Origin of the sequence: Solibacillus sp. FSL W7-1436, from assembly GCF_038007305.1 — a bacterium.
Taxonomy (GTDB): domain Bacteria; phylum Bacillota; class Bacilli; order Bacillales_A; family Planococcaceae; genus Solibacillus.
The window spans coordinates 1,718,774-1,744,130 of the sequence record NZ_JBBOWV010000001.1; the positions used below are offsets into that span (position 1 = coordinate 1,718,774).

At 40.3% G+C, this 25,357-nt stretch carries 23 protein-coding genes and 1 riboswitch; of the genes, 17 read left to right on the forward strand and 6 right to left on the reverse strand.

Annotated elements, in window-relative coordinates; genetic code table 11:
• Positions 1–285: 285 nt before the first annotated feature.
• The 5 genes from MKX73_RS08625 to MKX73_RS08645 all read left to right on the forward strand — a co-directional run bounded on the left by MKX73_RS08625 (position 286) and on the right by MKX73_RS08645 (position 5,478).
• Positions 286–1,314 (forward strand): TAXI family TRAP transporter solute-binding subunit, encoded by a 1,029-nt coding sequence (locus MKX73_RS08625; protein WP_340717083.1) that lies wholly within the window; start codon positions 286–288, stop codon positions 1,312–1,314.
• Between the two features lie 83 nt (positions 1,315–1,397).
• Entirely contained in the window at positions 1,398–1,904 is a 507-nt protein-coding gene (locus MKX73_RS08630; protein WP_340717084.1) for a DUF1850 domain-containing protein, read from the forward strand.
• Positions 1,897–3,912 (forward strand): TRAP transporter permease, encoded by a 2,016-nt coding sequence (locus MKX73_RS08635; RefSeq protein ID WP_340717085.1) that lies wholly within the window; start codon positions 1,897–1,899, stop codon positions 3,910–3,912. The genes MKX73_RS08630 and MKX73_RS08635 overlap by 8 nt, the downstream gene beginning before the upstream one ends.
• 167 nt (positions 3,913–4,079) lie before the next feature.
• Positions 4,080–4,217 (forward strand): hypothetical protein, encoded by a 138-nt coding sequence (locus tag MKX73_RS08640; protein WP_340717086.1) that lies wholly within the window; start codon positions 4,080–4,082, stop codon positions 4,215–4,217.
• 148 nt (positions 4,218–4,365) lie between these two features.
• On the forward strand, positions 4,366–5,478 hold the full coding sequence (locus tag MKX73_RS08645; protein ID WP_340717087.1) for an amidohydrolase: 1,113 nt from the start codon (positions 4,366–4,368) through the stop codon (positions 5,476–5,478).
• A gap of 708 nt (positions 5,479–6,186) precedes the next feature.
• Here the strand turns inward: MKX73_RS08645 and MKX73_RS08650 are convergent.
• Entirely contained in the window at positions 6,187–6,894 is a 708-nt protein-coding gene (locus MKX73_RS08650; RefSeq protein WP_340717088.1) for a Fe-S oxidoreductase, read from the reverse strand.
• 108 nt (positions 6,895–7,002) lie between these two features.
• On the opposite strand from MKX73_RS08650, the gene MKX73_RS08655 reads away from it, so the two are divergent.
• The 4 genes from MKX73_RS08655 (at position 7,003) to MKX73_RS08670 (ending at position 10,677) form a co-directional block, all read left to right on the forward strand.
• The gene (locus tag MKX73_RS08655; RefSeq protein ID WP_340717089.1) at positions 7,003–7,431 is read left to right on the forward strand and encodes a DUF4395 domain-containing protein; all 429 of its coding nucleotides are present in this window, start codon (positions 7,003–7,005) and stop codon (positions 7,429–7,431) included.
• Between the two features lie 370 nt (positions 7,432–7,801).
• Entirely contained in the window at positions 7,802–9,076 is a 1,275-nt protein-coding gene (locus MKX73_RS08660) for a polysaccharide deacetylase family protein (protein ID WP_340717090.1), read from the forward strand.
• Between the two features lie 26 nt (positions 9,077–9,102).
• On the forward strand, positions 9,103–9,597 hold the full coding sequence (locus tag MKX73_RS08665; protein WP_340717091.1) for a sigma-70 family RNA polymerase sigma factor: 495 nt from the start codon (positions 9,103–9,105) through the stop codon (positions 9,595–9,597).
• Positions 9,598–9,600: 3 nt separating this feature from the next.
• Positions 9,601–10,677: a S26 family signal peptidase gene (locus MKX73_RS08670; RefSeq protein ID WP_340717092.1), complete on the forward strand. Its 1,077-nt coding sequence runs from the start codon at positions 9,601–9,603 to the stop codon at positions 10,675–10,677.
• Positions 10,678–10,702: 25 nt separating this feature from the next.
• On the opposite strand, the gene MKX73_RS08675 is transcribed toward MKX73_RS08670, so the two are convergent.
• The 3 genes from MKX73_RS08675 to MKX73_RS08685 all read right to left on the reverse strand — a co-directional run bounded on the left by MKX73_RS08675 (position 10,703) and on the right by MKX73_RS08685 (position 13,675).
• Positions 10,703–11,668, reverse strand: a complete 966-nt coding sequence (locus tag MKX73_RS08675; protein WP_340717093.1) for a DMT family transporter — start codon at positions 11,666–11,668, stop codon at positions 10,703–10,705.
• 90 nt (positions 11,669–11,758) lie between these two features.
• A complete protein-coding gene (gene pepT, locus MKX73_RS08680) occupies positions 11,759–12,982 on the reverse strand; it encodes a peptidase T (RefSeq protein WP_340717094.1) in 1,224 nt (407 codons plus the stop codon).
• A 30-nt stretch (positions 12,983–13,012) separates the two neighbouring features.
• Complete coding sequence (locus MKX73_RS08685; RefSeq protein WP_340717095.1) at positions 13,013–13,675, reverse strand: lysoplasmalogenase; 663 nt, start codon at positions 13,673–13,675, stop codon at positions 13,013–13,015.
• Between the two features lie 170 nt (positions 13,676–13,845).
• Here MKX73_RS08685 and MKX73_RS08690 point away from each other — a divergent pair, with 170 nt between their 5' ends.
• Positions 13,846–15,525 carry a hypothetical protein gene (locus tag MKX73_RS08690; RefSeq protein WP_340717096.1) on the forward strand — a complete coding sequence of 560 codons (1,680 nt, stop codon included), beginning with the start codon at positions 13,846–13,848 and terminating at the stop codon, positions 15,523–15,525.
• A 256-nt stretch (positions 15,526–15,781) separates the two neighbouring features.
• On the opposite strand, the gene nfsA is transcribed toward MKX73_RS08690, so the two are convergent.
• Positions 15,782–16,516 (reverse strand): oxygen-insensitive NADPH nitroreductase, encoded by a 735-nt coding sequence (gene nfsA / locus MKX73_RS08695; RefSeq protein WP_340717097.1) that lies wholly within the window; start codon positions 16,514–16,516, stop codon positions 15,782–15,784.
• A gap of 245 nt (positions 16,517–16,761) precedes the next feature.
• Positions 16,762–16,876: riboswitch (SAM riboswitch) on the forward strand.
• A 116-nt stretch (positions 16,877–16,992) separates the two neighbouring features.
• Here nfsA and MKX73_RS08700 point away from each other — a divergent pair.
• The 4 genes from MKX73_RS08700 (at position 16,993) to MKX73_RS08715 (ending at position 20,516) form a co-directional block, all read left to right on the forward strand.
• Positions 16,993–18,297: an O-acetylhomoserine aminocarboxypropyltransferase/cysteine synthase family protein gene (locus tag MKX73_RS08700; protein ID WP_340717098.1), complete on the forward strand. Its 1,305-nt coding sequence runs from the start codon at positions 16,993–16,995 to the stop codon at positions 18,295–18,297.
• Positions 18,298–18,486: 189 nt separating this feature from the next.
• Positions 18,487–18,885, forward strand: coding sequence for a hypothetical protein (locus MKX73_RS08705; protein ID WP_340717099.1), 399 nt, complete (start codon positions 18,487–18,489; stop codon positions 18,883–18,885).
• Positions 18,886–18,956: 71 nt separating this feature from the next.
• Complete coding sequence (locus MKX73_RS08710) at positions 18,957–19,238, forward strand: hypothetical protein (RefSeq protein WP_340717100.1); 282 nt, start codon at positions 18,957–18,959, stop codon at positions 19,236–19,238.
• Between the two features lie 291 nt (positions 19,239–19,529).
• Positions 19,530–20,516: a homoserine dehydrogenase gene (locus tag MKX73_RS08715; protein WP_340717101.1), complete on the forward strand. Its 987-nt coding sequence runs from the start codon at positions 19,530–19,532 to the stop codon at positions 20,514–20,516.
• 129 nt (positions 20,517–20,645) lie between these two features.
• Here MKX73_RS08715 and MKX73_RS08720 read toward each other — a convergent pair whose 3' ends face one another.
• Positions 20,646–20,876: a DNA-binding protein gene (locus MKX73_RS08720; RefSeq protein ID WP_340718871.1), complete on the reverse strand. Its 231-nt coding sequence runs from the start codon at positions 20,874–20,876 to the stop codon at positions 20,646–20,648.
• Positions 20,877–20,997: 121 nt separating this feature from the next.
• Between MKX73_RS08720 and MKX73_RS08725 the strand changes: the two genes are divergently transcribed.
• From MKX73_RS08725 to MKX73_RS08735, 3 genes are all read left to right on the forward strand, one after another.
• Entirely contained in the window at positions 20,998–21,864 is an 867-nt protein-coding gene (locus tag MKX73_RS08725; RefSeq protein WP_340717102.1) for a DMT family transporter, read from the forward strand.
• 430 nt (positions 21,865–22,294) lie between these two features.
• Positions 22,295–22,981: a response regulator transcription factor gene (locus tag MKX73_RS08730; RefSeq protein WP_340717103.1), complete on the forward strand. Its 687-nt coding sequence runs from the start codon at positions 22,295–22,297 to the stop codon at positions 22,979–22,981.
• 144 nt (positions 22,982–23,125) lie between these two features.
• Positions 23,126–25,318, forward strand: a complete 2,193-nt coding sequence (locus MKX73_RS08735; RefSeq protein ID WP_340717104.1) for a sensor histidine kinase — start codon at positions 23,126–23,128, stop codon at positions 25,316–25,318.
• Positions 25,319–25,357: the final 39 nt, after the last annotated feature.

Consider the following 25,357-nt stretch of genomic DNA (forward strand, 5'->3'; position numbering starts at 1 on the left):
TGAGAGACATTTTGTGTTAGGAATATAATAATTGTTTGAATAACAAATATATATTAGAAAAATAATTTTATTCATTTTTTATGCAATTTACACTATGCTTTAAAGGCGAATATAGGTTTTCCAATTGAAGGTGGTTAGTGAAAAACATCATTTTATAGCACTTTTATGATTTTTATAGAATATTATAGCTAGCTAAATAATTAGATTTTTAAGATATTAATTGACTTTTGAATATTTGTGTATGTAAAATGAAGTTTATAATGAGGTAAAAAGGGGGAGAAATTTATGTTCAAATCTAAAAATATGCTTTTCTTATTAGTATTGAGCGCATTCATTTTAGTCTTGGCTGCATGTGGCGGAGACGACGATGCTGAAACATCAACTGGTTCAGAAACATCAACAGATACAGAAACAACGGATTCTGGTTCTGAAAAAGCAGATTTCGGCGATGTTAAATTCTTAAGTATTTTAACAGGTGGTACTCAAGGTACTTACTACCCGCTAGGGGGAACATTTGCGGATTTAATCACAACGGATACAGGGGTAAAAACAACTGCTGAGGTATCACAAGCTTCGGCTGCCAACATGACAGCTCTAGCTGCAGGTGATGGTGAAATTGCATTCGTTCAGACAGATATCGCTTACTATGCAACTCAAGGAACTTTAATGTTCGAAGGTCAGAAAATTGACTCTGTAGTAGCATTGGGAGCTTTATATCCGGAAACAATTCAATTAGTAACGTTAGCGGATTCAGGCATTAAAACATTTGCAGATTTAAAAGGTAAGAAAGTTTCTGTAGGTGCACCAGGTTCAGGTACTTATGCAAACGCTGAGCAATTACTGGAAATCCACGGATTATCTATTAAAGACGATATTCAAGCACAAAACTTAGACTTCGGTGAATCTACTGACGGTATTCAATCAGGTCAAATTGACGCAGCATTCATTACGGCTGGTTACCCAACTGGTGCTGTAGAAGCTTTAAATGCAACAAATGGTGTACACATTATTCCAGTTGAAGCAGACAAAGCGGCAGAATTAATCGAGAAATACCCTTACTACGCAGTAGATAATATCCCTGCTGGCACATACGGTTTAGAAGCGGAAGTTCCTGCTGTATCTGTAGGAGCAATGTTAGCAGTAAATAAAGATCTGCCTGAAGATTTAGTGTCTGCAATGACAAAAGCAATCTATGATAATACAGATAAAATTGGTCACGCTAAAGGCGAATTTATTAAAGCTGAAACAGGCTTAGACGGAATCGGTATTGATGTACACCCAGGTGCACAAAGATACTTTGATGAAGTAAAGTAATTAGGGAAAACGAAGGGCCTCTGTCGCAAAAATAGCTTCAGAGGCCTTTGTTGTATTTTCTATTAAAGCGAGTGATCATCCAAATGAAAAAGTGGATTTTTATCATCCTGGTTTTTCTTAGTGTTATTGTTTGGTTTATTCCTTTTGAACGGAGCATAGTTTTTACAGAAACGAGAGTTCAAAAACCTGTTCAGCATTTTTTGCCGTTAAAGGATAAAGATGAGTTCCAGCTGGTTTTTACTCATTCAATCCACTTAACAGATGTGACAGAGAGTTATAAAGTGCTGCCTACAAATGAGTTTCAGCTGCTTTCAATGGAGTACACGGATGTGGCAATAGGGATGCCGGGGCATGCTGAAGAAGGGCAGACACTAAATTATGAAGATGGTGTTTACACACTTCAATACAACGATGCAAAATTAGAAGAATTTACGTTACATATCGGGAATGTCGACTATAAATTAAATCTTCAGCATAGAGGAAAGATCATTCCTTTAAAAGAGCATTTAGTAAGAGGGAAATCCTATATAGTAACAATTAAGAAATTGTCTTTATATGACAAATTGAAAGGAGTCGAATTAGATGACTGATAAAAAAGCCGCTGTAGATTCAGGAGCTTTACACGAATCACTTACTTTGGAACAGCAGCAGGAATTACTTGAAAAATATGATCTGGAATCGAATCAGCGTAACCCGCAAAATTTCATGAAGCATATCATCTATTTTGGGTTGCTTGCATTTACGATTTTCCAAGTTTATACAGCAATTTTCGGGCAGTTTCCTGCGCAAATACAGCGTACGGTTCACTTAGGATTTGCTTTAACATTTGTGTTTTTACTCTTCCCGGCAAGTCGTAAGCTATCAAAACGGACAATTCCGTTTTATGACTATATTTTAGCTATTATTGCTATAGTAGTGGGAAGTTATTGGGTAATCAATTATGACCGGCTTGTTCAAAGTTTAGGTCAACTGCAAACAATGGATTTCTATATCGGAATCCTGGCGGTAATTATTGTATTGGAAGGTGCCCGTAGAGCGGTTGGTTTACCAATCACTATTATTGCCGGACTGTTTCTGCTTTACGCATTTTACGGTCCTTATATGCCGGACTTTATGGCACACCGTGGTCAAAGTCTGGATAGTATAGTGAACTTAATGTTCTTCTCGACAGACGGTATTTTAGGAACACCATTAGCAGTATCTTCTACATTCATTTTTGCGTTCCTATTATTCGGGGCGTTCCTTGTTAAAACAGGCGTAGGGGAATACTTCAATGATCTAGCGATTGCGATTGCCGGTAAATTAACTGGTGGTCCAGCGAAAGTTGCAATTTTCTCGTCTGCACTGCAAGGGACAATTTCAGGGAGTTCTGTAGCGAACGTAGTAACTTCTGGTTCATATACGATTCCGATGATGAAACGTCTCGGCTATAACAAAAACTTTGCAGGTGCTGTAGAGGCATCGGCATCTACAGGTGGTCAGTTAATGCCGCCGATCATGGGTGCTGCTGCGTTCTTAATGGTAGAGTTTATCGGTCGTGGTGTCACATATTGGGATATTGCCAAGGCTGCTGCCATTCCGGCAATTTTGTACTTTACAGGGATTTGGATCATGACACATTTTGAAGCAAAACGTTTAGGATTACGTGGCTTAAAAGATGAGGAAATGCCGGATCGTTCTAAAGTATTCAAGAAAATTTACTTACTTATTCCGATTGTACTGATTATCATTCTAATGATGTCAGGTGTACCGGTAATTCACGCGGCACTTTACGGAATTATTTCTTGTATTGTTGTTGGGTTCATTAATCCGGATGTTAAATTCGGTTTTAAAGAAATTATCGATGGAATGGTTGAAGGTGCACGCTCGGCATTGGCAGTTGCTGCTGCAACAGCTTGTGCGGGTATTATCGTCGGCGTTGTTGTAAAGACAGGATTAGGATTGTCTCTTGCAAACAGCCTAGTTAAATTAGCAGGAGGAAGCATTCTCCTTACATTATTCTTTGTAATGATTGCTTCGTTAATTTTAGGTATGGGTGCACCGACAACAGCAAACTATGTTATTACATCAACAATTGCAGCGCCAGCAATCATTGCATTACTGGCACCGGATGTTGCTGCAAGTGCAGCTCCGCTTGTTATTGTTTTATCAGCACACTTCTTTGTGTTCTATTTCGGTATTATTGCGGATATTACACCGCCTGTTGCGCTCGCCGCCTTTGCTGCATCCGGCATTTCAGGGGGAGACCCGATTCGTACTGGTGTGAACTCCGCGAAGCTTGCCATCGCGGCATTCATTATTCCGTATATGATTATCTTCTCACCGGCACTGCTGATGATTGATGTGACGTTATGGCAAATTTTATGGGTAGTGTTCACTGCAATCATGGGTATGATCGCTATAGGTGTCGGAGTTATCGGTTACTGGTACCGCCCTGTAAGCTGGATTGAACGCATTGTTTTACTTGGTGCAGGTTTAGCAATGATTTACCCTGAATCACTGTCTGATACAATTGGACTGATTGTATTTGGAGTAATGTTCGTGATCCAGTATATTACAAGAAACAAAGGGAATGGATCAAAAGTGGCCATTTCATAAAGCCTAGAGGCGCCTGAAATTTATTTCAGGCGCCTTTTATTGATCTCATAAATAGATAGATTAAATACTTTTTATGCATAAATTGCATTTATTTATTGATTTTCTTGATAAACCATTATATTATTTAAATTAACTAAAAATTCAAATAATTAAAGGAGAGAAATGATATGTCAACACTTTTAAAGTCTATGTTTGAAACGTACTTATTTGATGAAGAGGCGGAATTTGAGTTAGCAGAGCAGCATGAATTAACGGAAAGTGAAGAGCGTACGCAATATCCACAAGGGTTTTTCTCAAGCTTATAAAGGAGTTTTTAAAATGAATTTAAAATTATTACGGCGTCTATCCAACAAAACTGATTGGATAGATGTCGTTTTTTTAGGCACTAATAATGTAGTATGCAAAAATTGTACTGTATAATAGAAGTATTAAATAATATTCGAGGTGCGTTTCATGTTAGCGGTTAATTCTACGGAACAAATGATTTTTGATTGGTTTCAGTATTTCCATGCAAACCCTGAAGTAAGCTGGAAAGAAATAAAAACAACAGCAAAATTAGCAGAAATCTTAGATGGTATGGGCGTCAGCTATAAAAAGTTTGACGATGTGACTGGACTTGTCGCGGAAATCGGAAAAGGCAAAGAAACAATTGCGGTACGCGCTGATATCGATGCACTGTGGCAGGAAGTGGATGGCGTCATGCAGGCAAATCACTCTTGTGGACATGATGCAAATATATCTATTGTTTTAGGTGCGCTTTACGCATTAAAAAATGAATCTTTGGATAAGAAAATCCGTTTTATTTTCCAACCGGCTGAGGAAACTGGTGGCGGGGCATTGGCAATGATTGACCGTGGCGTAATGGAAGATGTTACCCATTTATTTGGTGTTCATCTGCGTCCGATGGAAGAACTGCCATTAGGGAAAGTGTCACCTGCAATCTATCATGGTGCAGCAGCATTCTTAAATGGGACAATTACTGGAATTGATGCACATGGGGCTCGTCCGCACCAGGGGAAAAATGCAATTGATGTCGTTGTAGCGATTCAGCAAATGCTGAAAAATATCCATGTCGATCCATTTGAAGTATACTCGGCGAAGTTAACGAAAATTGTAGCAGATGGCGGAAGCGTCAATATTATTCCGGGCAATGCGACATTCTCGATCGATGTTCGCGCACAGAAAAATGAAGTCTTGGTGCAAGTACAGCGCGATGTCGATAAAGGCTTGAAACAAATTGCAGCGATGTTCGATATTGGGGTTGAATGGGATTGGATGGACGTTACACCAGGTGCGGAAGTATCATCGGAAGCTGCTGCCATTGCAGAACGCTCGATTGTTGAAGCACTTGGAGAAAAAAGTCTGGCACCGGCAGTCATAACACCGGGAAGCGATGATTTCCACTTCTATACGATTAAAAATACAGAGCTGAAGGCGACGATGATCGGTGTTGGTGCAGATCTTGGTCCGGGACTTCATCACCCGAAAATGACCTTTGATGCAAAGGCATTGCTCGATGGCGCCAAAGTAATGGCAACAACATTGAAAAACAGTGCAATGAAATAAAAGATAAGGCGATGCTATGATGTTTGTAGCATCGTTTTTTTTGTTGCGCGGATGGCGGTGGGAGGTATTAGAAAAGTTGAACCGGATATTAGAAGAACCGGGATACTTATTAGAAGATCGGATACTTTTATTTGAACATTTGTGGCCTTTATTAGAACAAGTGGGCGATCTATTAGAAAATCTCTGCCGGGAACCCCGGGCTAAGAAGAGCTGTGACTAAGGTCAGCGGTTTATTAGAACTTTTCATGCGATATTAGAAAAACGGGGATACTTATTAGAAGACCGGATACTTTTATTCGAACATCCGTGGCCTTTATTAGCACATCGGCTTACTTTATTAGAAGAACCGGGATTTATTAGAACTTTTCAAGTTTTATTAGAACAAGTGGGTGATATATTAGAACACCTCTGCCGGGAACCCCGGACTAAAAAGAGCTGTGACTGTGGTCGGCGGTTTATTAGAACTTTTCATGCGATATTAGAAAAACGGGGATACTTATTAGAAGATCGGATACTTTTATTCGAACATCCGTGGCCTTTATTAGCACATCGGCTTACTTTATTAGAAGAACCGGGTTTTATTAGAACTTTTCAAGTTTTATTAGAACAAGTGGGTGATCTATTAGAACATTTCCCCCAAGCACCCTCGCCAATACTAAAAAGTGCCGCGACCATTCAACGGCCAGGGCACTTAAAATGAAACCTTAACTATTTCATCGGGCAAAATCCGCAGGCCATTAAGCCGGGAATATCTTTTGAGAAACAGCAGCTTTTGCGAACAGGCTGATTGATGAGAGCAGAAGGATTTTTTCCGCCTGTATAATTTAAAAACAGCGATTTGTCCGAGAAATAACGCCAAATATTTTTATCTTCGAGCATATCCAGGTCCTCGAAAGCGCGGTCTGCCAATGCCGGATTTTCGAGTAATGTATGGAAGTGCCAAAGCATGTATCCGAAAATATTCTCCCATAAAGTAAGCGGCGAGATGGACGTTGTTTTCCGTAACTGGCCAATCACAACAGACGTCTTGTACAAAATGTCCGTCATCACTCGTTCGCGCTCATCATCTTCCACATAGCGGAAATCATTTGGGTTTATATACATCCCGAGTGTATGAATGCCAAACTCCTGAACAATAGCAAACCGCAAATCTTCGGGCTTGCCGTCCCAAATTTCATCATACGTCGTCAGCATATAAAACTGCATTGCGACAAACATGCCGTAGCGACGTCCGAAGTGGGAGATAGCCGCAGCTTCTGTAGCCGCATTCGTAATACCCATCATCAAATTGCGGAAATCCGTCAAATAGAAGTCTTTATGTAGATTCGCCAAAGTAAATAATGGGCGGTCAGGTTCTTCGGTAAAAATACTGTAGGAATTTAGTTGTCGTACTTGATCATAAGAAAGTGCAGGCATACGTATCACCTTTTCTAAAAAAATATTTATATTAACTATACCATTTCTCTTCCCAAACGAGGTGAAAAACGCTAAAATGAATTAAACATATAAGAAAGGTTGGTTTTTATGACTAAACCGATTTCTGTACCAAGACCTTTAGTTCGTGTAAATCAGTGGGTTATATTTTTATCAGTCGTTATCACATGGATAACAGGACAGTACTGGATTTTGGCGATTCCGTTAATTGCAAATGTACTTGGGATTTTCACCGGGTTTAATCCAATTATGCGCTTTGCGAAAATATTTTTAACGAAAGACATCAATTCGTACATTCCGGAAGAAATTGGACAGCAAAAGTTCAATTCGACAATTGCGAGTATTTGCCTGGCAGGCGGAATAATAGGGTTTGCCTTTAACTGGCCGGTTGTTGCATACAGCTTTACGGTTATGGTGGCGGTAGCATCATTTGTAGCAATTTTAGGCTTTTGTGTCGGCTGCTTTATGCTGTTCCAATTCAAACAATACCAATATCGTCGTTCACTAAAAAATTCTTAAAAGATTATTGGAAATAGGTTGACAATGATACTGATAATCATTATCATTAGAACTGTAGCAAGAGCTTATTTGTAATACAGTACAAATAAGTCTGGGCTAACAACTTTTCTCCAGGAGTTTGTTAGCTCAGCCATAGCGTTCTAAACCCCCTCATTTAGAATGTAGGTTTGACTGTGTGTCAGACACTCAGTTTTTCACCCTTTATATTTTTCTTCTAGGTTTTCTTCCTTTGTTGGAAGACCCATTGCCCGTGTCGCTTACAGATACGGGTATTTTTGTTTACTAGAAAATATTATAATTTTTTTTGAAACTTATTTTGAATTTCTCCGTCTGTACGGTGCTTAAGCAAAAAAAACAGGCGGAGGAAATAATGAAAAAGTTAATTGCTGTAGGGTTTATCGCTGTATGCGTATTATTCCTGACAATTGAATATAGAGGTTCAAGTGAAAAGATTGAACGTGCGGTTGCAAATGAAAAGGACATGACAGGTTTGGAAGATGGAAACCAAATCGAACAAGCTACACATCTATTTGAAAAAGTTATCGTTCTGAATAAGGAACAGCCGATTTATATAAAAGGAAATGCGCTCACTGAAATTGGTGTTGTACATCCGAATACTTCATTTGCGATCGTAGGGGAAGATGAACTTTATTATGAACTGCGATTCGGGAAAATTTCGGCTTTTATTAAAAAGGGAAGTGCCACTGTAGAAAAACGTCCGCTTGAGACGTTAGTAAATACAGAAATCACAAATTCAATCAAAACGACAGAACAGATAAATGTATATGAAGGAAAAAATCTTAAAAGCGGTGTATTAATGCAGCTCTCCCAAGGGTTCCGCTATCCGATAGTGGGGGAGATTGATGAGTGGTTTGTAATAAAAGTAGGAGAACGGGCGGGTTATATACATAAAACATCAGTTGAAATAGATGAAGGAATTCCCGTTTTAGTGTATCATCATATTTTGCCGCAAGAAGAAATGGTGACAAATGCGAGTACGGTTTCTGTACAATCATTTGAACAGCAAATGGCCTTTTTAGCTGAAGAGCAATTTACAACAATTTCGACAACACAGCTTTATGATTATTTGGAAGGTCGCCAAATTTTACCGGTTAATTCAATACTCATAACATTTGATGATGGTTTATTATCGACAAAGGTCTATGCTTATCCAATTTTAAAGAAACATGGATTTTCTGCGGTACAGCATATTATTTCTTCTCGTACCGAGCGCTTTGAAGGTGAACAAGTTTTTGATGCCAAAGGACCGCTCCAATTTTTCACAGCCGAAGAGATGCAGCAAATGACGGATGTGTTTCAGTACGAAGCGCATACACATAATTTGCATCAGTTCAGCAATGGGGCAGGGAAGGCATTAGAGCTGACGTCCGCTGACATTGCGAAGGATCTGCAGCAAAATGTTAACATGCTGTCGAATGCGACTTCTCTAGCGTATCCATTCGGTCATTACGATGAAGATATGATCGCAGCGATGAAGGAAGTAGGACTGTTAATCGGTTTTACGACAAATGAAGGCTATGCGAATATGCAGCAGTCAAATTATGAGGTTAATCGTTTCGGCATAACTGAAAATAAAACATTTGAACAGTTCACGTCCTTTGTAAAGGGGGTGGACTGGTCTTAAGGATATAAGAAGGTGCTAAACGTTACATGAGAGAATTTGATGCAATTGTTGATGAGCATACGCGTTATTTAGTACGTATTGCTTATTTGTACGTTAAAAATTGGGCTACCGCCGAGGATATCGTACAGGAAGTATTTGTAACATACTTTCAAAAGAGCGAACAGTTTCGCAATGAGTCGTCATTGAAAACGTATTTAACAAAAATGACAGCCAATCGCGCAAAAGATTATTTACGCTCATGGAAGCATAAAAAGGATGTCGTTTTTGAAACGATTTTTGCTCAAACGAAAGGTACGGACGAAGAGGTTATACAAAAAGAGCATCTTGCATCACTTGAACAGAAGTTATTCCAGCTACCACTGAAATATCGTGAGCCGCTCATTTTATTTTATTATGACGAACAGTCTATTGCCGATATTGCACTCTATTTACAGCTGAATGAAAATACGGTAAAAACACGTTTACGTCGGGCAAAGCAGCAATTGAAAGAGTATTTTAGCGAAGAGGGATTGGAGGAATGATGCATGGATCCATTTAAAAAACAACTGGATGAAATGATGGGTGATACACGCATGCAGGAAAGTCGTATTAAGCAGCGTGTGAAATCCGAATTGACTCCGCCCCCCCGAAATCAGAAACGTTCGTGGCATGTTCAATTAGTAACGGCAGCTGTTGCAGCAGTTGCGGTATTTCTATTTATGACAGCCGTCCCTTTTACTCAAAATTCGGGAAATGAAGGGCGGGGTGCCCCTTATGATCCGCTTGATGATTTAGCGGAAATTGCTACTCTTCAAAAACAGAAGCAATTATCAGTAATCGATTATGATTCCTTTGCACAGCTACCAGTGCTGGAACAATTATCGGATTTACAATATGTAGATAAAGAAACCTTTACACTTGCAGGGAAAAAGGGAATTTACCATACAGTGATAGAACGTCAGGAAAATTTATTTGATGAAGCCGTATACGGAGCTGGCGATATTGTACGAACGATGACTAATACGAGCAGTCATTTACCAATTTATGAAAACGCATATTATGAAGTAGTCGCAGTACCAGGAGACCGTGTCGTTTTGCAGGACGGCAAATTAACGGTGAATGGGAAGCCTATAAGATCGGAATTAAAGGAATTGTATGAGGAAAACGGCAATACGATTGCAGGAGGCTACGATCAGTTATTAAATGCGCGTGAATACTTTTTGGTGAATCATTTCCCGGCAAAAAATACAAAGCAGGCAGGTACAATTACCGCGGTGCATAAAATTTACGGGGAAGTCGTAGCATTGGCAGAGCAAAGTACAACAGCATCAATTTATTTTGAATTAGAAAATGACTATTCACCAGAACAATATTTTGATCTATATTTGTATGATCAGATTTTTAGAGATGGGTCAATCAGTGAAAGATTATCGGTAAGTGATATTCCATTTACACATTCGAACCGTTTAGGCGAGCTGTTTTTGGAAGCATCTTACCGGAATGTTACGTATTTATCCGATACAGAAGTGGAAATACGCTACCAGTATGACCGTGAAGATGTAGGGGAATATGTGTTTAAAATGTATAAAGATCCGACTGGCATTTGGCAGTGGGGAATGTAGCAAAAAGGGTAGTGACAAAATGTCGCTACCCTTTTTCATTTGCTGCTTGTAATCTTTTATTGATAAGTACTGTGTGATAGCTGTGTAGCAGCATGCCGGTAATAATGACCGCCAGTCCGATTAAAGCGATCGGTTGCGGAAGCGGTACACTTAGTAAAATCATTTCGCCGACCATCGCAAAAAGAACTTCCGTCGATTGGGTTGCTTCAACGGCAGCCAGCTTACCTTGATCATGGCGCACACGGTCTGTTGCGATAAAGAAAAGTATTGTCGCGATAACACCGGAAGAAACGGCAACGAGCAGCGATTGATACACTTGACTCGCAGAAGGCAGACCAACAGTAAATAATGCATAGGTTGCGAGCAGAATCCATGCCGGCAAGGAAGCGATTGTCATACCTAGAACACGTTGAAACGGATCGACTCTGCCCTTACAAAGCTCCATCATTTTCCGATTGCCGAGCGGGTAGGCAAATGCCGCGATGATTACCGGCAGTATACCGAGAAGCAGGCTTTTCATAGAAACTGACTGTGTCTGCGGAATTTGAATAAGCAAGATCCCGAATAAAATAATGCCTGAGATGCCAAGTGAAATAAGCGGGATTTTTGCCCTGACTTCTTTTCCGGCTATAGTTGTAATAAAGAGGGGAGCCAACAAAACACCAGCTACAATCGTAAACTGCCATGTACCTGATACGAGCCAGCCTGGACCGAATGCCGCGGCAAACGTAAGCGGCGCATAAAATAATACGAATCCGACAAAGCTCCAAACGAGCCATGCACCCGGATGTTCTTTCATTTCATTCGATAATATACGAAATCCGCCTTTTCCCCTTATGGCGACAATGGCAATGAGAAAAGGGAGCATAAAGAAGTAGCGGAGTGAAGAGCTCCATAGCCAGCTGCCGCCTTCCAATTCCATTGAATGGTTCAATACAAATGTAACCGCAAAAAATAAGGCTGCTAAAATGCCAATCAGTATTTCCCTCATCACACACCTCACTTAATTGTATTGAATTTTCTGTTTACTAAGTATACAAAAGAATGGAGCGAAAGTAATCGCCCCATTCAAAAGTTTCTATTAACGTTGTTCGAATAACTGAACGATTTCAATAATGACTTCTGTAGCTTTTTCCATCGTTTCAGCTGATACAAATTCATATTTGCCGTGCATATTTTCGCCGCCCGCAAAAATATTCGGTGTCGGCAAGCCCATATATGAAAGCTGTGAACCGTCAGTACCACCGCGGATCGGCTCGACAATCGGTGTAATGTTAAACTTGGCAAACGCTTCTTTTGCGATATCGACAATTTCCATAACAGGCTCGATTTTTTCGCCCATATTGTAGTACTGATCCTCGATCGCTACAGTAATTGCCTCTTCACCGTATTTTGCCTGTAATTCTTTGCCGACCTTTGCCATATACTCTTTTTTCTCTTCGAATTTAGCGCGGTCATGGTCACGGATAATGTAAGACATTGTTGTTTCTTCAATTCCGCCGTTGAAATACATTAAGTGGATAAAGCCTTCATAGCCTTCTGTTTTTTCAGGTACTGCATCTTTTGGCATTTCATTTTGGTATTCAATCGCCATTGTAATCGAGTTCACCATTTTATCTTTTGCTGAACCCGGATGGATGTTCGTGCCGCGTGTCGTTACTTTTACGCCAGCTGCATTAAAGCTTTCGTACTGTAATTCACCAAGAGGACCGCCATCCAGTGTGTACGCATAATCCGCACCGAATTTCTCGACGTCAAATTTGTGGGGGCCGCGCCCGATTTCTTCGTCCGGTGTAAATGCTACACGGATTTTCCCGTGTTTGATTTCCGGATTGTTCACTAAGTATTCCATTGCCGTCATGATTTCTGCGATGCCGGCTTTATCATCCGCACCTAGCAATGTATTGCCGTCTGTCGTAATTAACGTTTGGCCAACATAATTTTTTAAATTCGGGAAATAGTCCGGTGCCATGACTAAACCATTTTTTAATGTAATCGCTTCACCGTCATAATTGTCGATGCGCTGAGGCTGTACATTAGTTCCCGTGTAATCCGATGTCGTATCAACATGTGCCAAAAAGCCGAGTGTCGGTACGTCTTTGTCTGTATTTGATTCCAGTGTTGCAAAAAGGTAGCCGTTTTCGTCCAGTGTAATATCTGTTAAACCGATTGCTGCCAGTTCATCCTTTAATACATGTAATAAATCGAATTGCTTCATTGTTGAAGGGGTTGTGTCAGAGTTGAAATCTGATTGTGTATCAATTTTTGCATAGCGTACTAAACGTTCAATTACTTTCTCTTTCATACGAAAAAGACCTCCTATTACTTATTGCTTTTATTCTACACTTTTTATTTCGGTTTTTGAACTAAATTTGTCATATTCCATTATGCTGAGCATGAGGAAAAACTGTGCGCCGTAATACGTAAACATGATCAGGATATGGGAAGCGGGAACATCAAACATAAAGCGGTTAATAGCAAGTACCGAATCCGACATGATAAAGAGGATGGCGCCGATGACAGCAAACTTACTACCTGTTCGGAACGATGTCCATCCCATCGTTAAAATAACGAAAATATATGCAGTCACTGCAATGGCAAGTACAGTATCTCCTTTTTGCATCAGGCTTCCCGCAATCCAGAACATCATAACCGCACCGTATATAGCTAATACGATTTTTACATACAATGGTGTAATCTGCTGATTTGTTGAACGGAACGCAAAAATATAGAAAATATGGCCGATCAGGAAAAAGCTCAGTCCAACGATGAACCACTGCAATGTATAGTCGCCAACTGCACAGAAAATTAAACCGGTGGAAATGAGCCAATAATACGGAGATTTCACTTGCACTTTCGTTAAAAATGCCAGCGCTATAAGCAAAATCATTGGCAAAAGCTTAAAGACCATTTTCAGCGAACTATCGATCGTTTCAAAAAAGAATACATAGTACAAGCCAAGCCCGAAGAACAGTAAAATCAGAACTTTACGTGCCATCCATTAACCCCCTAAGTTGAATTGTTTATATTTAATTACTAAATAATGAAAATATGTTTTCAAGAAAATTCAATATATGCTCTATTATGCCAGAAGTTATGCAGTTTTACTTGTTTATGAATCTTTTTGGAAGGTTATTCGTACATAATAAGTAAGAGAGGGTGATTGTTATGGGACAATTATTGCTAATAACGGCAATTGGAGCACTTTTGATCACATTATTATTAATGCCGTTATCAAAAAAGGTGCGCAATAAGGAGCTTTCATCAAAAACATTTACGAGTTTATTCATTACAACATTTATACTAAGTTTTGTTTCAGTATTTTTAACAGTATATATTTCCAAAATCGATCTAAGCTGGACGATTTTCTTATATGTAATACCTGTTGTAGCGATTATCGGGGCAATCTTTGCAGTCGGTAAGGAGCAAAAAATTAAATCTGCGATTGTGCTTGTCGGCATTATTGGGATCGGCTATTTAGTAAGCGCACCATTTTTAAATGCAGATGAAAAATTCAAATCTTCTGAGATGAAAGAAAAAACGGAAATATCGGCGTTTGACGAAACGAAAACACCGGCAAGTGTACCGCCGAAGTTCGTTAAAAACAAAATGAAAAAAGCGTTTGGACAGGTGCCGAACACAAGCTACTATGAATTAGGGAATCTGCAAATTCAAAAAGTGAATGATCAGTATGTTTACATTGCACCTGTTGAGTTTTCAGGGTTCTTTAAGTGGTTCAACGGGAAAACAACACCTGGTTATTTCACGATGAGTGCTACAGATTCAAGCGATAATCCAAAGTTTGTGAAGGCTGAAATGAGCTATGTTCCATCTGCTTATTTAAATAAAAACCTGGAGCGTCATATTCGTCTTCAAAACCCATCTTTAATTTTCTATGGTGATCCGCAGCTGGAAATTGATGAAGATGGAAAACCATATTACATCCGTTCTTACGGCGAATTTATTTCGGCACGTAACGGCTTTGATGTAAAAGGAATTGTACTTGTTGATGCGGAAACAGGAGCAACAGAAAAAATTGCGATTGCAGATGTACCGGCATTTATCGACGGTGCTGTATCACCGGAAGCGGTAAGTTTGCAAAACAGTTATTACGGTAACTATGTGCACGGCTTCTGGAACAGTCTTGTCGGCAAAAAGGATGTTAAGCTGCCGAGTGATGAAGGTACGGAAGCAAATGTAAGTCCGATCTTTATGGAAGACGGGGAAATGTATTATTTCACTGATTTTACAAGTCCGAAAGAGGGCGTTGACTCGATGCTCGGCTATGCATTGACACATGCACGTACCGGAGAAGCAACGTATTATACCGGAAACCTGGAAGAGTCTTATATGGATTCACAAGGGGCTCTTGAAATTATCGAGAAAAAATTCATCGAAAAAGAATGGGAAGGCGAAATGCCGATCCTTTACAACTTCTACGGTGAAGCAAGCTGGCTGTCAGCTGTACTTGATGCGAACGGATTCCTGCAAAATTACTTTATCGTGTCTGCAGCAAATCCTGAAATTTCAGCATTTGGAACTACACCAAATGAAGCGTTAAGACTTTATAAAACAGCCCTAAGCCGTGGCGGAAGTACGGTAGACGGTACTTCGAATGCCGAAGAAGCGAAGGCGACGGTAAAAGTCGTGCGTGTTTATAAAGAGCGTGTAGGTGATTTCACGATCGTATCATTCCTGGCGAATACAGGTGAAAACTTCATCGTTTCTACAGAAGTTGCACCATTTGCGATTTACTTGCAAGAAGGTGACCAGGCGACGATTACGTATGCAAAAACAGGTGAAGATTTCCAACCTGTAAAATCATTGCAGATTGAAGGGTTGAAATAAATAAAGAAATTTGGGCAGAAGTATAAGTACCGTTGAATAAGAAGAAAATCCTTATTAAGAAACGGCTATTTTATAAAATTGATTGGAATGGAGGGGAGGCGACTCCAGCGGGATTAGCGTGACGCCTGAGACTACAGGCTCAGGCCACGCCCGCGGAAAGCGTCCGACCCGGAATGGAAATCAATTTTTAACGCTCAGCAAAAAAATGCTATTTTTCTCCCTCAGAGAGAAAAATAGCATTTTGGTTTTTATTAGCTTACTTCCAAGTAAAGCCACGTGAAGCGAGGAAGTCTTTCATATGCGGACGGTTTTGTTCAACTAAGTAATCAGCCATTTGTTTCGTCCATGTTGCCGTCTTCTGATTTGAAGAGCGGCTGCTGTAATAGTCTTCCATAATTCCATCATACTCATCCAGAAGCGTTTCGTACTTATCAACGTCATAACCATTTTCATGCAATACTGCAGCTACCGGTAAACGCGGTTTTGTTTCATTGCGTTTTGTCGGTGTGCCGATCGTCATCGCAAATAACGGGAAAACATATTCCGGTAAATTGAACAGCTCGCTGATTTCCTTAGGATTTGTTCGGGCACCACCGATATAGCAAATGCCGTAACCCATTGATTCGGCAGCAATTACGAAGTTTTGGGCAAATAATGCAACATCTGCTACCCCTACAAGCACGTTTTCAGCCGTGTCAGCAGAAATATCAACCCCGTGTTTTTGACCCGCTACTTGCAAACGTTTGAAGTCTACGCAAAACAAGAATGAGGCACCCGCTGTTTTGAACTGAAATTCGTTTTTAGACAGTTCACCAAGCTTCGTTTTCTTTTCTTCATCCGTTACCCAAATAACGCTGTATGCTTGTACAAAATGAGAACTTGCCGCCATTTGCGCTGTTTCGATCAAATCGATGACCGTTTCTTTTGAAATTTCCTCTCCTGTATATTTACGAACAGATGTATGACTGCGTAATAATTCTTTTGTATTCACGTGAACATCTCCCTTTTATGTAATTAAACGTAATGGTATAGCCTTCAAGCTTATTTTAGTCAATATTTTACTTGAAGTCGATTATTAGTGTCTGTTCGAATTCATAGGAAGGGAACTTTTGCATATCGTTAAATACAGATAAGAGCTATCAGAATAGAAATCTGAAAATTTTAATTTTTTTGTGTTGACATATCGGATTAGTATGTTTTATACTGAGACTCAACGATGGAACACAAATCACATAACTCTTATCAAGAGCGGCGGAGGGAATAGGCCCTGAGATGCCCGGCAACCAGTAAGTGATGAACTGACTAAGGTGCTAAATCCTACAAAATGGACAATCATTTTGAAAGATAAGAGGAGGCAAACTTGCTCATGCGCAACCCTCTTCTTAACTGAAGAGGGTTTTTTTCATTTAAAAAATCCTCCTCAAAAACACCGATTTCACCATCGATTAAATTTTTGGGGGTAATAAAATGACAAACTTAAGACCAGAAACACTATTATTACACGGGGGTCAAAAGCCAGACCCGGAAACAGGAGCAATCGCAGTTCCGGTGTACCGTACAACTGCCTATGCATTTAACGACACAGCTCATGCGCAACGTCTATTTGCATTACAGGAAACAGGCAATATTTATTCACGTATTATGAATCCGACAGTCGGGGCTTTTGAAGAACGGGTTGCTTTATTAGAAGGGGGCACAGCTGCAGTAGGGCTTTCATCTGGCGCAGCAGCAGTGGCATTTTCTATTTTAAACGTTGCAGGTGCAGGGGATGAAATTGTTGCGGCAGGTTCTCTTTACGGCGGAACTTACAATTTATTCGCAACTACATTGCCTCGCTACGGCATTACAGTAAAATTTGTGGATGAATCAGATCCTGCAAACTTCCAAGCGGCAATCACGGATAAAACGAAGGCGATCTTCGCTGAAATTATCGGAAATCCAAGCTTGAAAGTACTGGATATCGAAGAGGTAGCAAACATCGCTCATGACAATGGTCTTCCTTTATTAATCGACAGCACATTTGCTTCCCCATATGGAAGTAATCCGATCGAATTCGGCGCGGATGTTGTCATTCATTCTGCAACAAAATGGATTGGCGGCCACGGAACGACGATCGGCGGGATTGTCGTTGATGCCGGGAAGTTCGACTGGACGCAAGGAAGACATCCAGGATTTACAGAACCGGATACTTCTTACCACGGTCTACGCTACGGAATTGACACAGCAGGCGCTGCATTTGCGACAAAGCTTCGTGTTCAACTATTGCGTGATTTTGGTCCAACATTATCTGCTGACGCGGCATTTAATTTCCTGCAAGGACTTGAAACGCTTCATTTGCGTATTGTCCGTCATAATGAAAACACACAAAAAGTTGCCGAGTATTTAAGAAACCACCCATTTGTGGAATACGTAAATTACAACGGCTTTGAAGATTTTGCGACACATGATTTAGCGAAGAAGTATCTGAAAAACGGCTTCGGATCGATCATTACGTTCGGCATTAAAGGTGGGCGTGAAGCAGGTCGCCAAGTAATCGATAACGTGGAATTGTTCTCGCATGTAGCAAACGTCGGGGATGCCCGTTCATTGATTATCCATCCTGCTAGTACAACGCACCAACAGTTATCTGCGGAAGAATTAAAAACTGCAGGCGTATCGGAAGAGCTCATTCGCTTATCGATCGGGTTAGAAGCAGCAGAAGATATTATCGCAGATTTAGAACAGGCATTAGCGAAAGTTGCAGCTGAAGTAGGGGTGGAAACAAACGCATAATACCTTAAAAAAAGGCTTAGCTTTTCCCATTCGAAAAGCTAAGCAATTTTTAGAAAATTAATCCCTACTATTTTTATAAGTTTTATTGACAAATTGAATACCAAGTAATACAATAGGGATAATAAATTACCAACCGGAAAAATTTAAAGTGATGTTGCAGCATCATGGGAAGAAAAGGAGTTGTTCAAAATGGGGAAAGTATACAGTGCACAAAACGTAGCTGCCTATATTATTTATGAACTAAATGACGTAAAGGAATTTGTGAACGCTTGCGCTATCCAGCAAATTTTGGCGGATGTGAATACGATGTGGCAGCATGTTTTTGGACACAGTGCTTTCTCTGAACAAGCTCACGATCTTGCCACAGCGGGATATGTTGTAAAAGAAGTTGCCGAGGAATACAAAATTCATGGTACAGCCCATATTTTACAGCCGGCCAGAGAGTGGTTCTTAAAATATGGTGAATTTCAGTTAGTGGAGCGCCCATACGCGGTCCCTGACTACTCGGCAAAAGAGGAAATCGTCATGACTAAGATTTTAACTGCCTATCGTTTACGGGCATATAATGATATAAACATGGCAGTATAAAATATTTCCGGAACACTAGTGAGCCCCCTTGCTAGTGTTTTTTTATTTTCTGAAATTTTTGGGGGCGATGTATGGCTTTTATTAGAAAAACAGAAGCGTTTATTAGAAGAAGTTGTGGGGATATTAGAAGAAATGGTGATGTTATTAGAATTTGGATGAACTTGGCGTTTAGGGATGCAATTTTTGTAGCAAAAATCGCGTGCGAAAACGGTGTCGGCAGTTTTATTAGAACAATGGTGTGCGATATTAGAAAAAGTGTGGCCGATATTAGAAGATGGAGCGAGGATATTAGCACATCTCAGACCCATATTAGAACATTGAACGCTTATATTAGAAGATCGCACTTTTATTAGAACATTTTAAAATATATTAGATGATTTCCGAATATATTAGAAAATACTAAAGCACTTTCACTACTTGGCTCCAAATACAAGAAATCACTGGAAAAAATGACACCTCAGTCCTTAAATTAGCTCTTAAAAAATAAAATTTGAATGAATATTGACCGTTTACAGTAAACAAATGTCCTTCTAGGAGAGATTTCTCTTGTTTTCATGTATTATATAGGATAGAATTTTCTTTAAGATAAATTTTTTGAATTATTCGTTAATATATGTGTGTTAAGAATTTGGAGGAGAAAGGCAATGGCAACAATCAAGGCAGCGATCTTAGGATTTGGTACAGTGGGTCAGGGAATTTACCATATTTTAAATGAAAAGAGGCAGGAGCTTCGCGAAAAGCTAGGTGTTGAACTGGAGGTCGCGAAGATTTTAGTAACCGATGCAAGCCGTGAGCGTGTACCGGGTACAAAACATTTAATGACGGAATCAATGGATGACGTTCTGGCGGAAAATAATCTGCAAGTTGTTTTTGAAGCGATTGTAAATGAAGAGCCTGCATTTACTTATTTAAAGCGCGCTGTTGAGGCGAAATGCCATGTCATTACAGCGAATAAGGTGATGCTTGCAAAACGCGGCGAGGAGCTCGAAGCATTGGCGAAAGTTAATGGTGTATTCGTAGGCTACGAGGCAACGGTAGCAGGCGGTGTGCCGATTATTAAAACAATGAAAAACATTCTTCTAGTCAATGAAGTAAGCTGCGTTCAAGGAATTTTAAATGGAACGACAAACTATATTTTAACTAAGATGCGTGCAGAAGGCTGGAGCTTTGAACAGGCATTAGAAGAAGCGCAGCATTTAGGCTATGCAGAAGCAGATCCATTTAACGATGTATCGGGTCAGGATGCATTCAAAAAGCTTATGATTTTATCGAGCCTTGCATTTGGAGAGCAGCCAAATTGGGCAGATGTTGAAGTGATCGGCATCGATACAATCACGTCAGAGGAAGTAGCGGAAGCAACAGCGCAAGGTCTTCGCTATCGTCATGTGGCGGAAGTGGAGAAACTTGAAGACGGTACGATTCATGCGAAGGTGGCACCACTGCTGGTAAACAATGAACATCCGCTTTACCCTGTAGACGATGTATTCAATGCAGTGACGATGGAGACAAACTACATCGGGACATTATCCGTAATTGGGCCTGGAGCGGGGATGTATCCGACTGCAAGTGTAATGGTAGAGGATTACGCTGAAATTATCGGTAAACGTGCGGGGTTTACAGTCACTATTTAATAAGAAGAGATTAAAAAGAAGCGAACTCGATGAACGAATTCGCTTCTTTTCTTTTAATGAATTTAGACAATCTCGCATCGGGCCCTCCATGACTGATGGAGTTAACCGGGCGCTTTAACACTTTTATTCTTAGTCTTCATCTTTTATATCGACATCTTCAGGAATTGGTGTGTTCCTCCAGATTTCGATCTCTTCTTTAATTCGCTCGAGTTGCTGATGGTACGTATCAAATTGCGCACTGTTAATTAAAAAGTGTTCACCATCATGCACTGCTTTAATGCGACCGGTATAAATGTACTGTAAAACCTGATGTTCAGGCATGCCTATTTCTGCTGCAGTTTGTTCTACCGTTTTATACATCATGATGCCTCCTTTTTAGTTTTACTTAATCTTATTATAAAACGATTTTAGAAAAACTTCATCTCGAATAGACTTACAACGTATGATAGCATAATTAATATAATTAAATGAGGTGTCGGATATGAATATTTTACCGTATTTATTTGTGCTGCTGGCCGCAATGCTTTGGGGGACGGTCGGAACAACACAAACCTTTTTATCGGAAGGGATCTCTTCCTTTGCGGTAGCATGTGTCAGGTCCGGTATTGGCGGCGGTGTGTTGCTGCTGGCGGTTCTTTTAATGCGGAAAATTTCGTTCCGTAACTGGTCATGGAAATGGACGATTTTAGCCGCGATTGCGATAGCTTTATTCCAAAGTCTATTTTTCACTTCTGTACGCTTTACAGGAGTTGCGGTGGGTACGGTTGTGACAATCGGAAGTGCGCCGGTATTTGCGGGGTTCATCGAGTGGATCTTTTGGAAAGTAAGGCCCACCCTCGTATGGGCAATCGCGACAGTGCTTGCCATTATCGGCTGCCTGATGTTGTTTATGAATCAAGGTGAGACGGCGATTCACCCGCTTGGTATCGGGTTAGCACTGGCTGCAGGATCCATGTTTGCGCTTTATACGAATGTGAGCAAGCAATTGATGAAACGGGAAGAAACATTGCCTGCTGTTGCAATGACTTTCTCCATTTGCGCATTGCTTTTGTTGCCGCTTGCAGCAAAAGACGGGTTTGAATGGCTGACAGAAGATGTGAATATTTGGCCGATTCTTTTTATGGCACTTGCTGCTACAAGTTTGGCATACATATTATTTTTAGGCGGATTAAAGAAAATCAGTTCGTCCGCTGCAGTAACATTGAGCCTAGCCGAACCTTTAACAGCCGCATTACTCGGTGTGTTTTTAGTAGGGGAACATTTAACATTTGTTGCTTGGATCGGTGTTGGTTTATTATTAGGAGGAATAATTGTGCTGACATTCGGCACTAAGAAAGCTGCTTCATAGGAGGCAGTTTTTTTGTTGGTATAAGTCCGTGGTGAAAGTGGAAAAAACTGTGCATAAAGTGGAAAGTTATGCGGGAAAAGGAGAACTTTTTTAATGAAAAGTAGAACCTTACGCTAAGAAAGTAGAACAGATCACATATAAAGTAGAATCTCTTTTAAATTAAATAAGAAATCTTAAGAATTTCTTCAGATTTACAGTAGTGAGATGTTAAGAAATGGGCTTTATTATAAACTTATAAGAAAAAGTTGGCTCTTCATTAAATAGTGGAGATGATGAGAAGGTTGATTGGAATGGAGGGGAGGCGACTCCTGCGGAAACAGCGCGAGCGAGAGACTACAGGCTCGAGCCGTGCCCGCGGAAAGCGTCCGACCCGGAATGGAAATCAACCACTTGCTATGATGGAGAACAAGAAAGTTGTGAGGTGAGCAAGATGAATCAGCTGACGGTGCTCGTTACAGATGACGATCAGGACATCCGGGACGGCATAGAAATTTATTTGAAAAATGAAGGCTACCGGGTATTAAAAGCGGCAGACGGGCTTGAGGCAATCGAACTGCTTGAACAAAATGAAGTACACTGCATTATTTTAGACATCATGATGCCGAATATGGATGGGATTACCGCCACTTTCAAAATACGTGCAGAACGCAATATCCCGATTATTATGCTTAGTGCAAAGGCGGAACAAACCGATAAGATCCACGGGCTTTCCGTAGGGGCGGACGATTATATTACGAAGCCGTTCCACCCGCTGGAACTGATGGCACGCGTGAAATCCCAGTTGAGACGCTATGTGAACCTCGGTACGGCAGGGGAAGCCGCTCCGCTTGTCGAAGGACTTGAGCTTGATGCGGCTGCAAGGGAAATCCGTGTGGACGGAACTCCTGTTAAACTGACACCGACTGAGTATAAAATAACCGAGCTTCTATTAAAGAATGCGGGGCGTGTCTATTCGATCAGCGATATTTATGAGCTCGTATGGAATGAACCCGCTTATAATGCCGAAAATATTGTTGCCGTGCATATCCGCAAAATCCGTGAAAAAATTGAAGCAGATCCGAAAAACCCCCGTTATTTAAAAGTAGTTTGGGGATTGGGCTATAAAATTGAAAAGTAAAATTCTCTCTTGGGTTGGAGCACTCGGCGCGGCATTCGGTTTTTATTTTCTCGGGACATATTTTATCGACTATTTGACAGGGCGTTTTGTGCCTTTAGTAAAGCAACTAATATATTTTTTATAATTAAGTGAGGAGGAAGAAAAATGAAAAATAATAAATTATACCTCCAGCTTTTTCTTATTTTTGTGGTGGCAACTGCAGTCAGTTTAATTTTTACAAATGGTGGTCGTTTTTTAGGGAAAACCTTTTATGAATCGCAAAATTATAACAACGAAGCAGAGAACATGGTATACGAGTTCTCGCAATATGTATTTAACACGCCAACAGAAGAGGATTTTGAAAGGGCATTAACAGTATCGGGTGAGGAAATTGAGGCTTACCGCACATATTACGGTTCCCTTGCTGAGCAAATACAAAGTATTAAAGAGCAGTATGCAGGCGAAATAGATGCAACACAAGATCAGGAAGTAATCGAGGCAATTGAACAAGAACGTGATGCCAAAATTGCCGACATTAAGAAAAATTTTGAAGATGATGAATATGTGAAAGAAAAAATTCTAGTAATTAAGAAAAAAGCAATTCAGCAGAAGCTTAAAGAAATTGAAAGAGACAAAAAGGAAATTTTAAGCAAATACGATTACTTTGCATATGAATTTAAAGATGAAAAAACCGGCGAAGTTTACCGCAATGGTGATATCAGCGAAAAGAATGTCTTTAAAAAATCGTTTAAAAATGTAGGGGGAAATCTCACAGGTCTCTATCCGCTTAATTATTATGAGCAAGATACCATGGGGATTCTGCAGGATAGCTACACACTTGAGCAGGATTTATCGGATATTTCGGGTGTTGTAACAGTCCCGGTTAGTTGGATTGAAAACAATCATAGCAGTGAAAAAAGTGCATTTATCATTACGAAATATGTTTATTATGGCATTATTCTTGCAGGGATTATCAGTTTCATTTTATTGATGACGTCTTTAAAGCCGACGCTTGAACAGTTTAATCGCCAGTTCCAGCTGCGGGAGCTATTTGAACGTTTCCCGATTGATATCCGGATTGTGATATACCTTATTACAACATACTTCGCGTTTATATGTAGCGGTGCCTTTACAAGGTCCATCCAGGGGATAATCTATTACTTTACGGATAATCGTTCCGACTTTCTTCTGAATTTCATCGTAACAAGTGTTATCAGTTTTGCGCTTATTGTAGCGGTCGTCTTTATGGTTGTATCCATATGGGCAAGTTTAAAAGAGCAGCGTGACCTGGAAAAAATCTGGCCGGAGACATTTACAGCGAAGTTTGTAGATGGTGCGCTTTCAATGTTTGAAAATCGTTCAATCGGAATTCAGTCGCTCATACTGCTTCTTATTGTCTTCCTTGGAGGCTTTGGATTTGCTGTTGTTGTGGCATCAGCAAGTTTCGGTGTTTTCCTGTTCTATATGTTTTTATTTGTAGTGTTCTTCATTCCGGCACTTTACATTTTTATGCGTCGTATGGGCTACCTGAACCGTATTATGCAACATACTGAAAACATGGCGCATGGCCGACTAACAAAGGATTTGAAAGTGAAAGGGGATTCTCCTTTAGCAAGACATGCCGAAAATTTAAACGGTATTCGTGAAGGTGTCCGTAACAGTATGAATGAACAGGCGAAAAGTGAACAGATGAAAACAGAGCTGATTACAAACGTCAGCCATGATTTGCGTACACCGCTCACATCAATTATTACGTATACGGATTTACTGAAAAATCCATCGATCACAGAGGAAGAGCGAAAAAAATATATCGAGATTTTAGATGCGAAATCGAATCGTTTAAAAACATTAATTGAAGACTTATTTGAAGTATCGAAAATGGCAAGCGGCAATGTAGAAATTACGAAACAGCGCATCGACTTAGCACAACTGTTGCAGCAGGCGGTCGGTGAGCATGGAGAAGACTTTGCAGCAGCCAATTTGGATTTACGTATCAATATTGCGGAGCAGCCGATTTATGCTCGTGTGGACGGGCAAAAGTGGTGGCGTGTCATTGATAACTTGATTATTAATGCACGGAAATATTCGTTGGAGGGCACACGTGTTTACGTCAATTTGAAGTCGCATGAAGGCAATGCGGAATTGACTGTGAAAAATGTCGCGAAATACGAGCTGAACGAGGAAGCTTCCCAATTAATCGAGCGTTTCAAACGTGCGGATACATCACGTCATACAGAAGGCTCAGGGCTAGGGCTGGCGATTGCACAGTCGATAGTTGATTTGCATGATGGGCAATTGGAAATCGCAGTTGACGGGGATCTGTTTAAAGTGACAGTTAGTATCCCGATAGATAAATAAAATTTGAAAACTGCAGCGGGGAGTATTTGCCTTGCTGCA

What these genes read in the sequence shown, in the direction of transcription:
- MKX73_RS08625 (WP_340717083.1), top strand. Translation starts at nt 286, where the DNA reads ATGTTCAAATCTAAAAATATGCTTTTCTTATTAGTATTGAGCGCATTC.
- MKX73_RS08630 (WP_340717084.1), top strand. Translation starts at nt 1,398, where the DNA reads ATGAAAAAGTGGATTTTTATCATCCTGGTTTTTCTTAGTGTTATTGTT.
- MKX73_RS08635 (WP_340717085.1), top strand. Translation starts at nt 1,897, where the DNA reads ATGACTGATAAAAAAGCCGCTGTAGATTCAGGAGCTTTACACGAATCA.
- MKX73_RS08640 (WP_340717086.1), top strand. Translation starts at nt 4,080, where the DNA reads ATGTCAACACTTTTAAAGTCTATGTTTGAAACGTACTTATTTGATGAA.
- MKX73_RS08645 (WP_340717087.1), top strand. Translation starts at nt 4,366, where the DNA reads ATGTTAGCGGTTAATTCTACGGAACAAATGATTTTTGATTGGTTTCAG.
- MKX73_RS08650 (WP_340717088.1), bottom strand. Translation starts at nt 6,894, where the DNA reads ATGCCTGCACTTTCTTATGATCAAGTACGACAACTAAATTCCTACAGT.
- MKX73_RS08655 (WP_340717089.1), top strand. Translation starts at nt 7,003, where the DNA reads ATGACTAAACCGATTTCTGTACCAAGACCTTTAGTTCGTGTAAATCAG.
- MKX73_RS08660 (WP_340717090.1), top strand. Translation starts at nt 7,802, where the DNA reads ATGAAAAAGTTAATTGCTGTAGGGTTTATCGCTGTATGCGTATTATTC.
- MKX73_RS08665 (WP_340717091.1), top strand. Translation starts at nt 9,103, where the DNA reads ATGAGAGAATTTGATGCAATTGTTGATGAGCATACGCGTTATTTAGTA.
- MKX73_RS08670 (WP_340717092.1), top strand. Translation starts at nt 9,601, where the DNA reads ATGGATCCATTTAAAAAACAACTGGATGAAATGATGGGTGATACACGC.
- MKX73_RS08675 (WP_340717093.1), bottom strand. Translation starts at nt 11,668, where the DNA reads ATGAGGGAAATACTGATTGGCATTTTAGCAGCCTTATTTTTTGCGGTT.
- pepT (WP_340717094.1), bottom strand. Translation starts at nt 12,982, where the DNA reads ATGAAAGAGAAAGTAATTGAACGTTTAGTACGCTATGCAAAAATTGAT.
- MKX73_RS08685 (WP_340717095.1), bottom strand. Translation starts at nt 13,675, where the DNA reads ATGGCACGTAAAGTTCTGATTTTACTGTTCTTCGGGCTTGGCTTGTAC.
- MKX73_RS08690 (WP_340717096.1), top strand. Translation starts at nt 13,846, where the DNA reads ATGGGACAATTATTGCTAATAACGGCAATTGGAGCACTTTTGATCACA.
- MKX73_RS08700 (WP_340717098.1), top strand. Translation starts at nt 16,993, where the DNA reads ATGACAAACTTAAGACCAGAAACACTATTATTACACGGGGGTCAAAAG.
- MKX73_RS08705 (WP_340717099.1), top strand. Translation starts at nt 18,487, where the DNA reads ATGGGGAAAGTATACAGTGCACAAAACGTAGCTGCCTATATTATTTAT.
- MKX73_RS08710 (WP_340717100.1), top strand. Translation starts at nt 18,957, where the DNA reads ATGGCTTTTATTAGAAAAACAGAAGCGTTTATTAGAAGAAGTTGTGGG.
- MKX73_RS08715 (WP_340717101.1), top strand. Translation starts at nt 19,530, where the DNA reads ATGGCAACAATCAAGGCAGCGATCTTAGGATTTGGTACAGTGGGTCAG.
- MKX73_RS08720 (WP_340718871.1), bottom strand. Translation starts at nt 20,876, where the DNA reads ATGTATAAAACGGTAGAACAAACTGCAGCAGAAATAGGCATGCCTGAA.
- MKX73_RS08725 (WP_340717102.1), top strand. Translation starts at nt 20,998, where the DNA reads ATGAATATTTTACCGTATTTATTTGTGCTGCTGGCCGCAATGCTTTGG.
- MKX73_RS08730 (WP_340717103.1), top strand. Translation starts at nt 22,295, where the DNA reads ATGAATCAGCTGACGGTGCTCGTTACAGATGACGATCAGGACATCCGG.
- MKX73_RS08735 (WP_340717104.1), top strand. Translation starts at nt 23,126, where the DNA reads ATGAAAAATAATAAATTATACCTCCAGCTTTTTCTTATTTTTGTGGTG.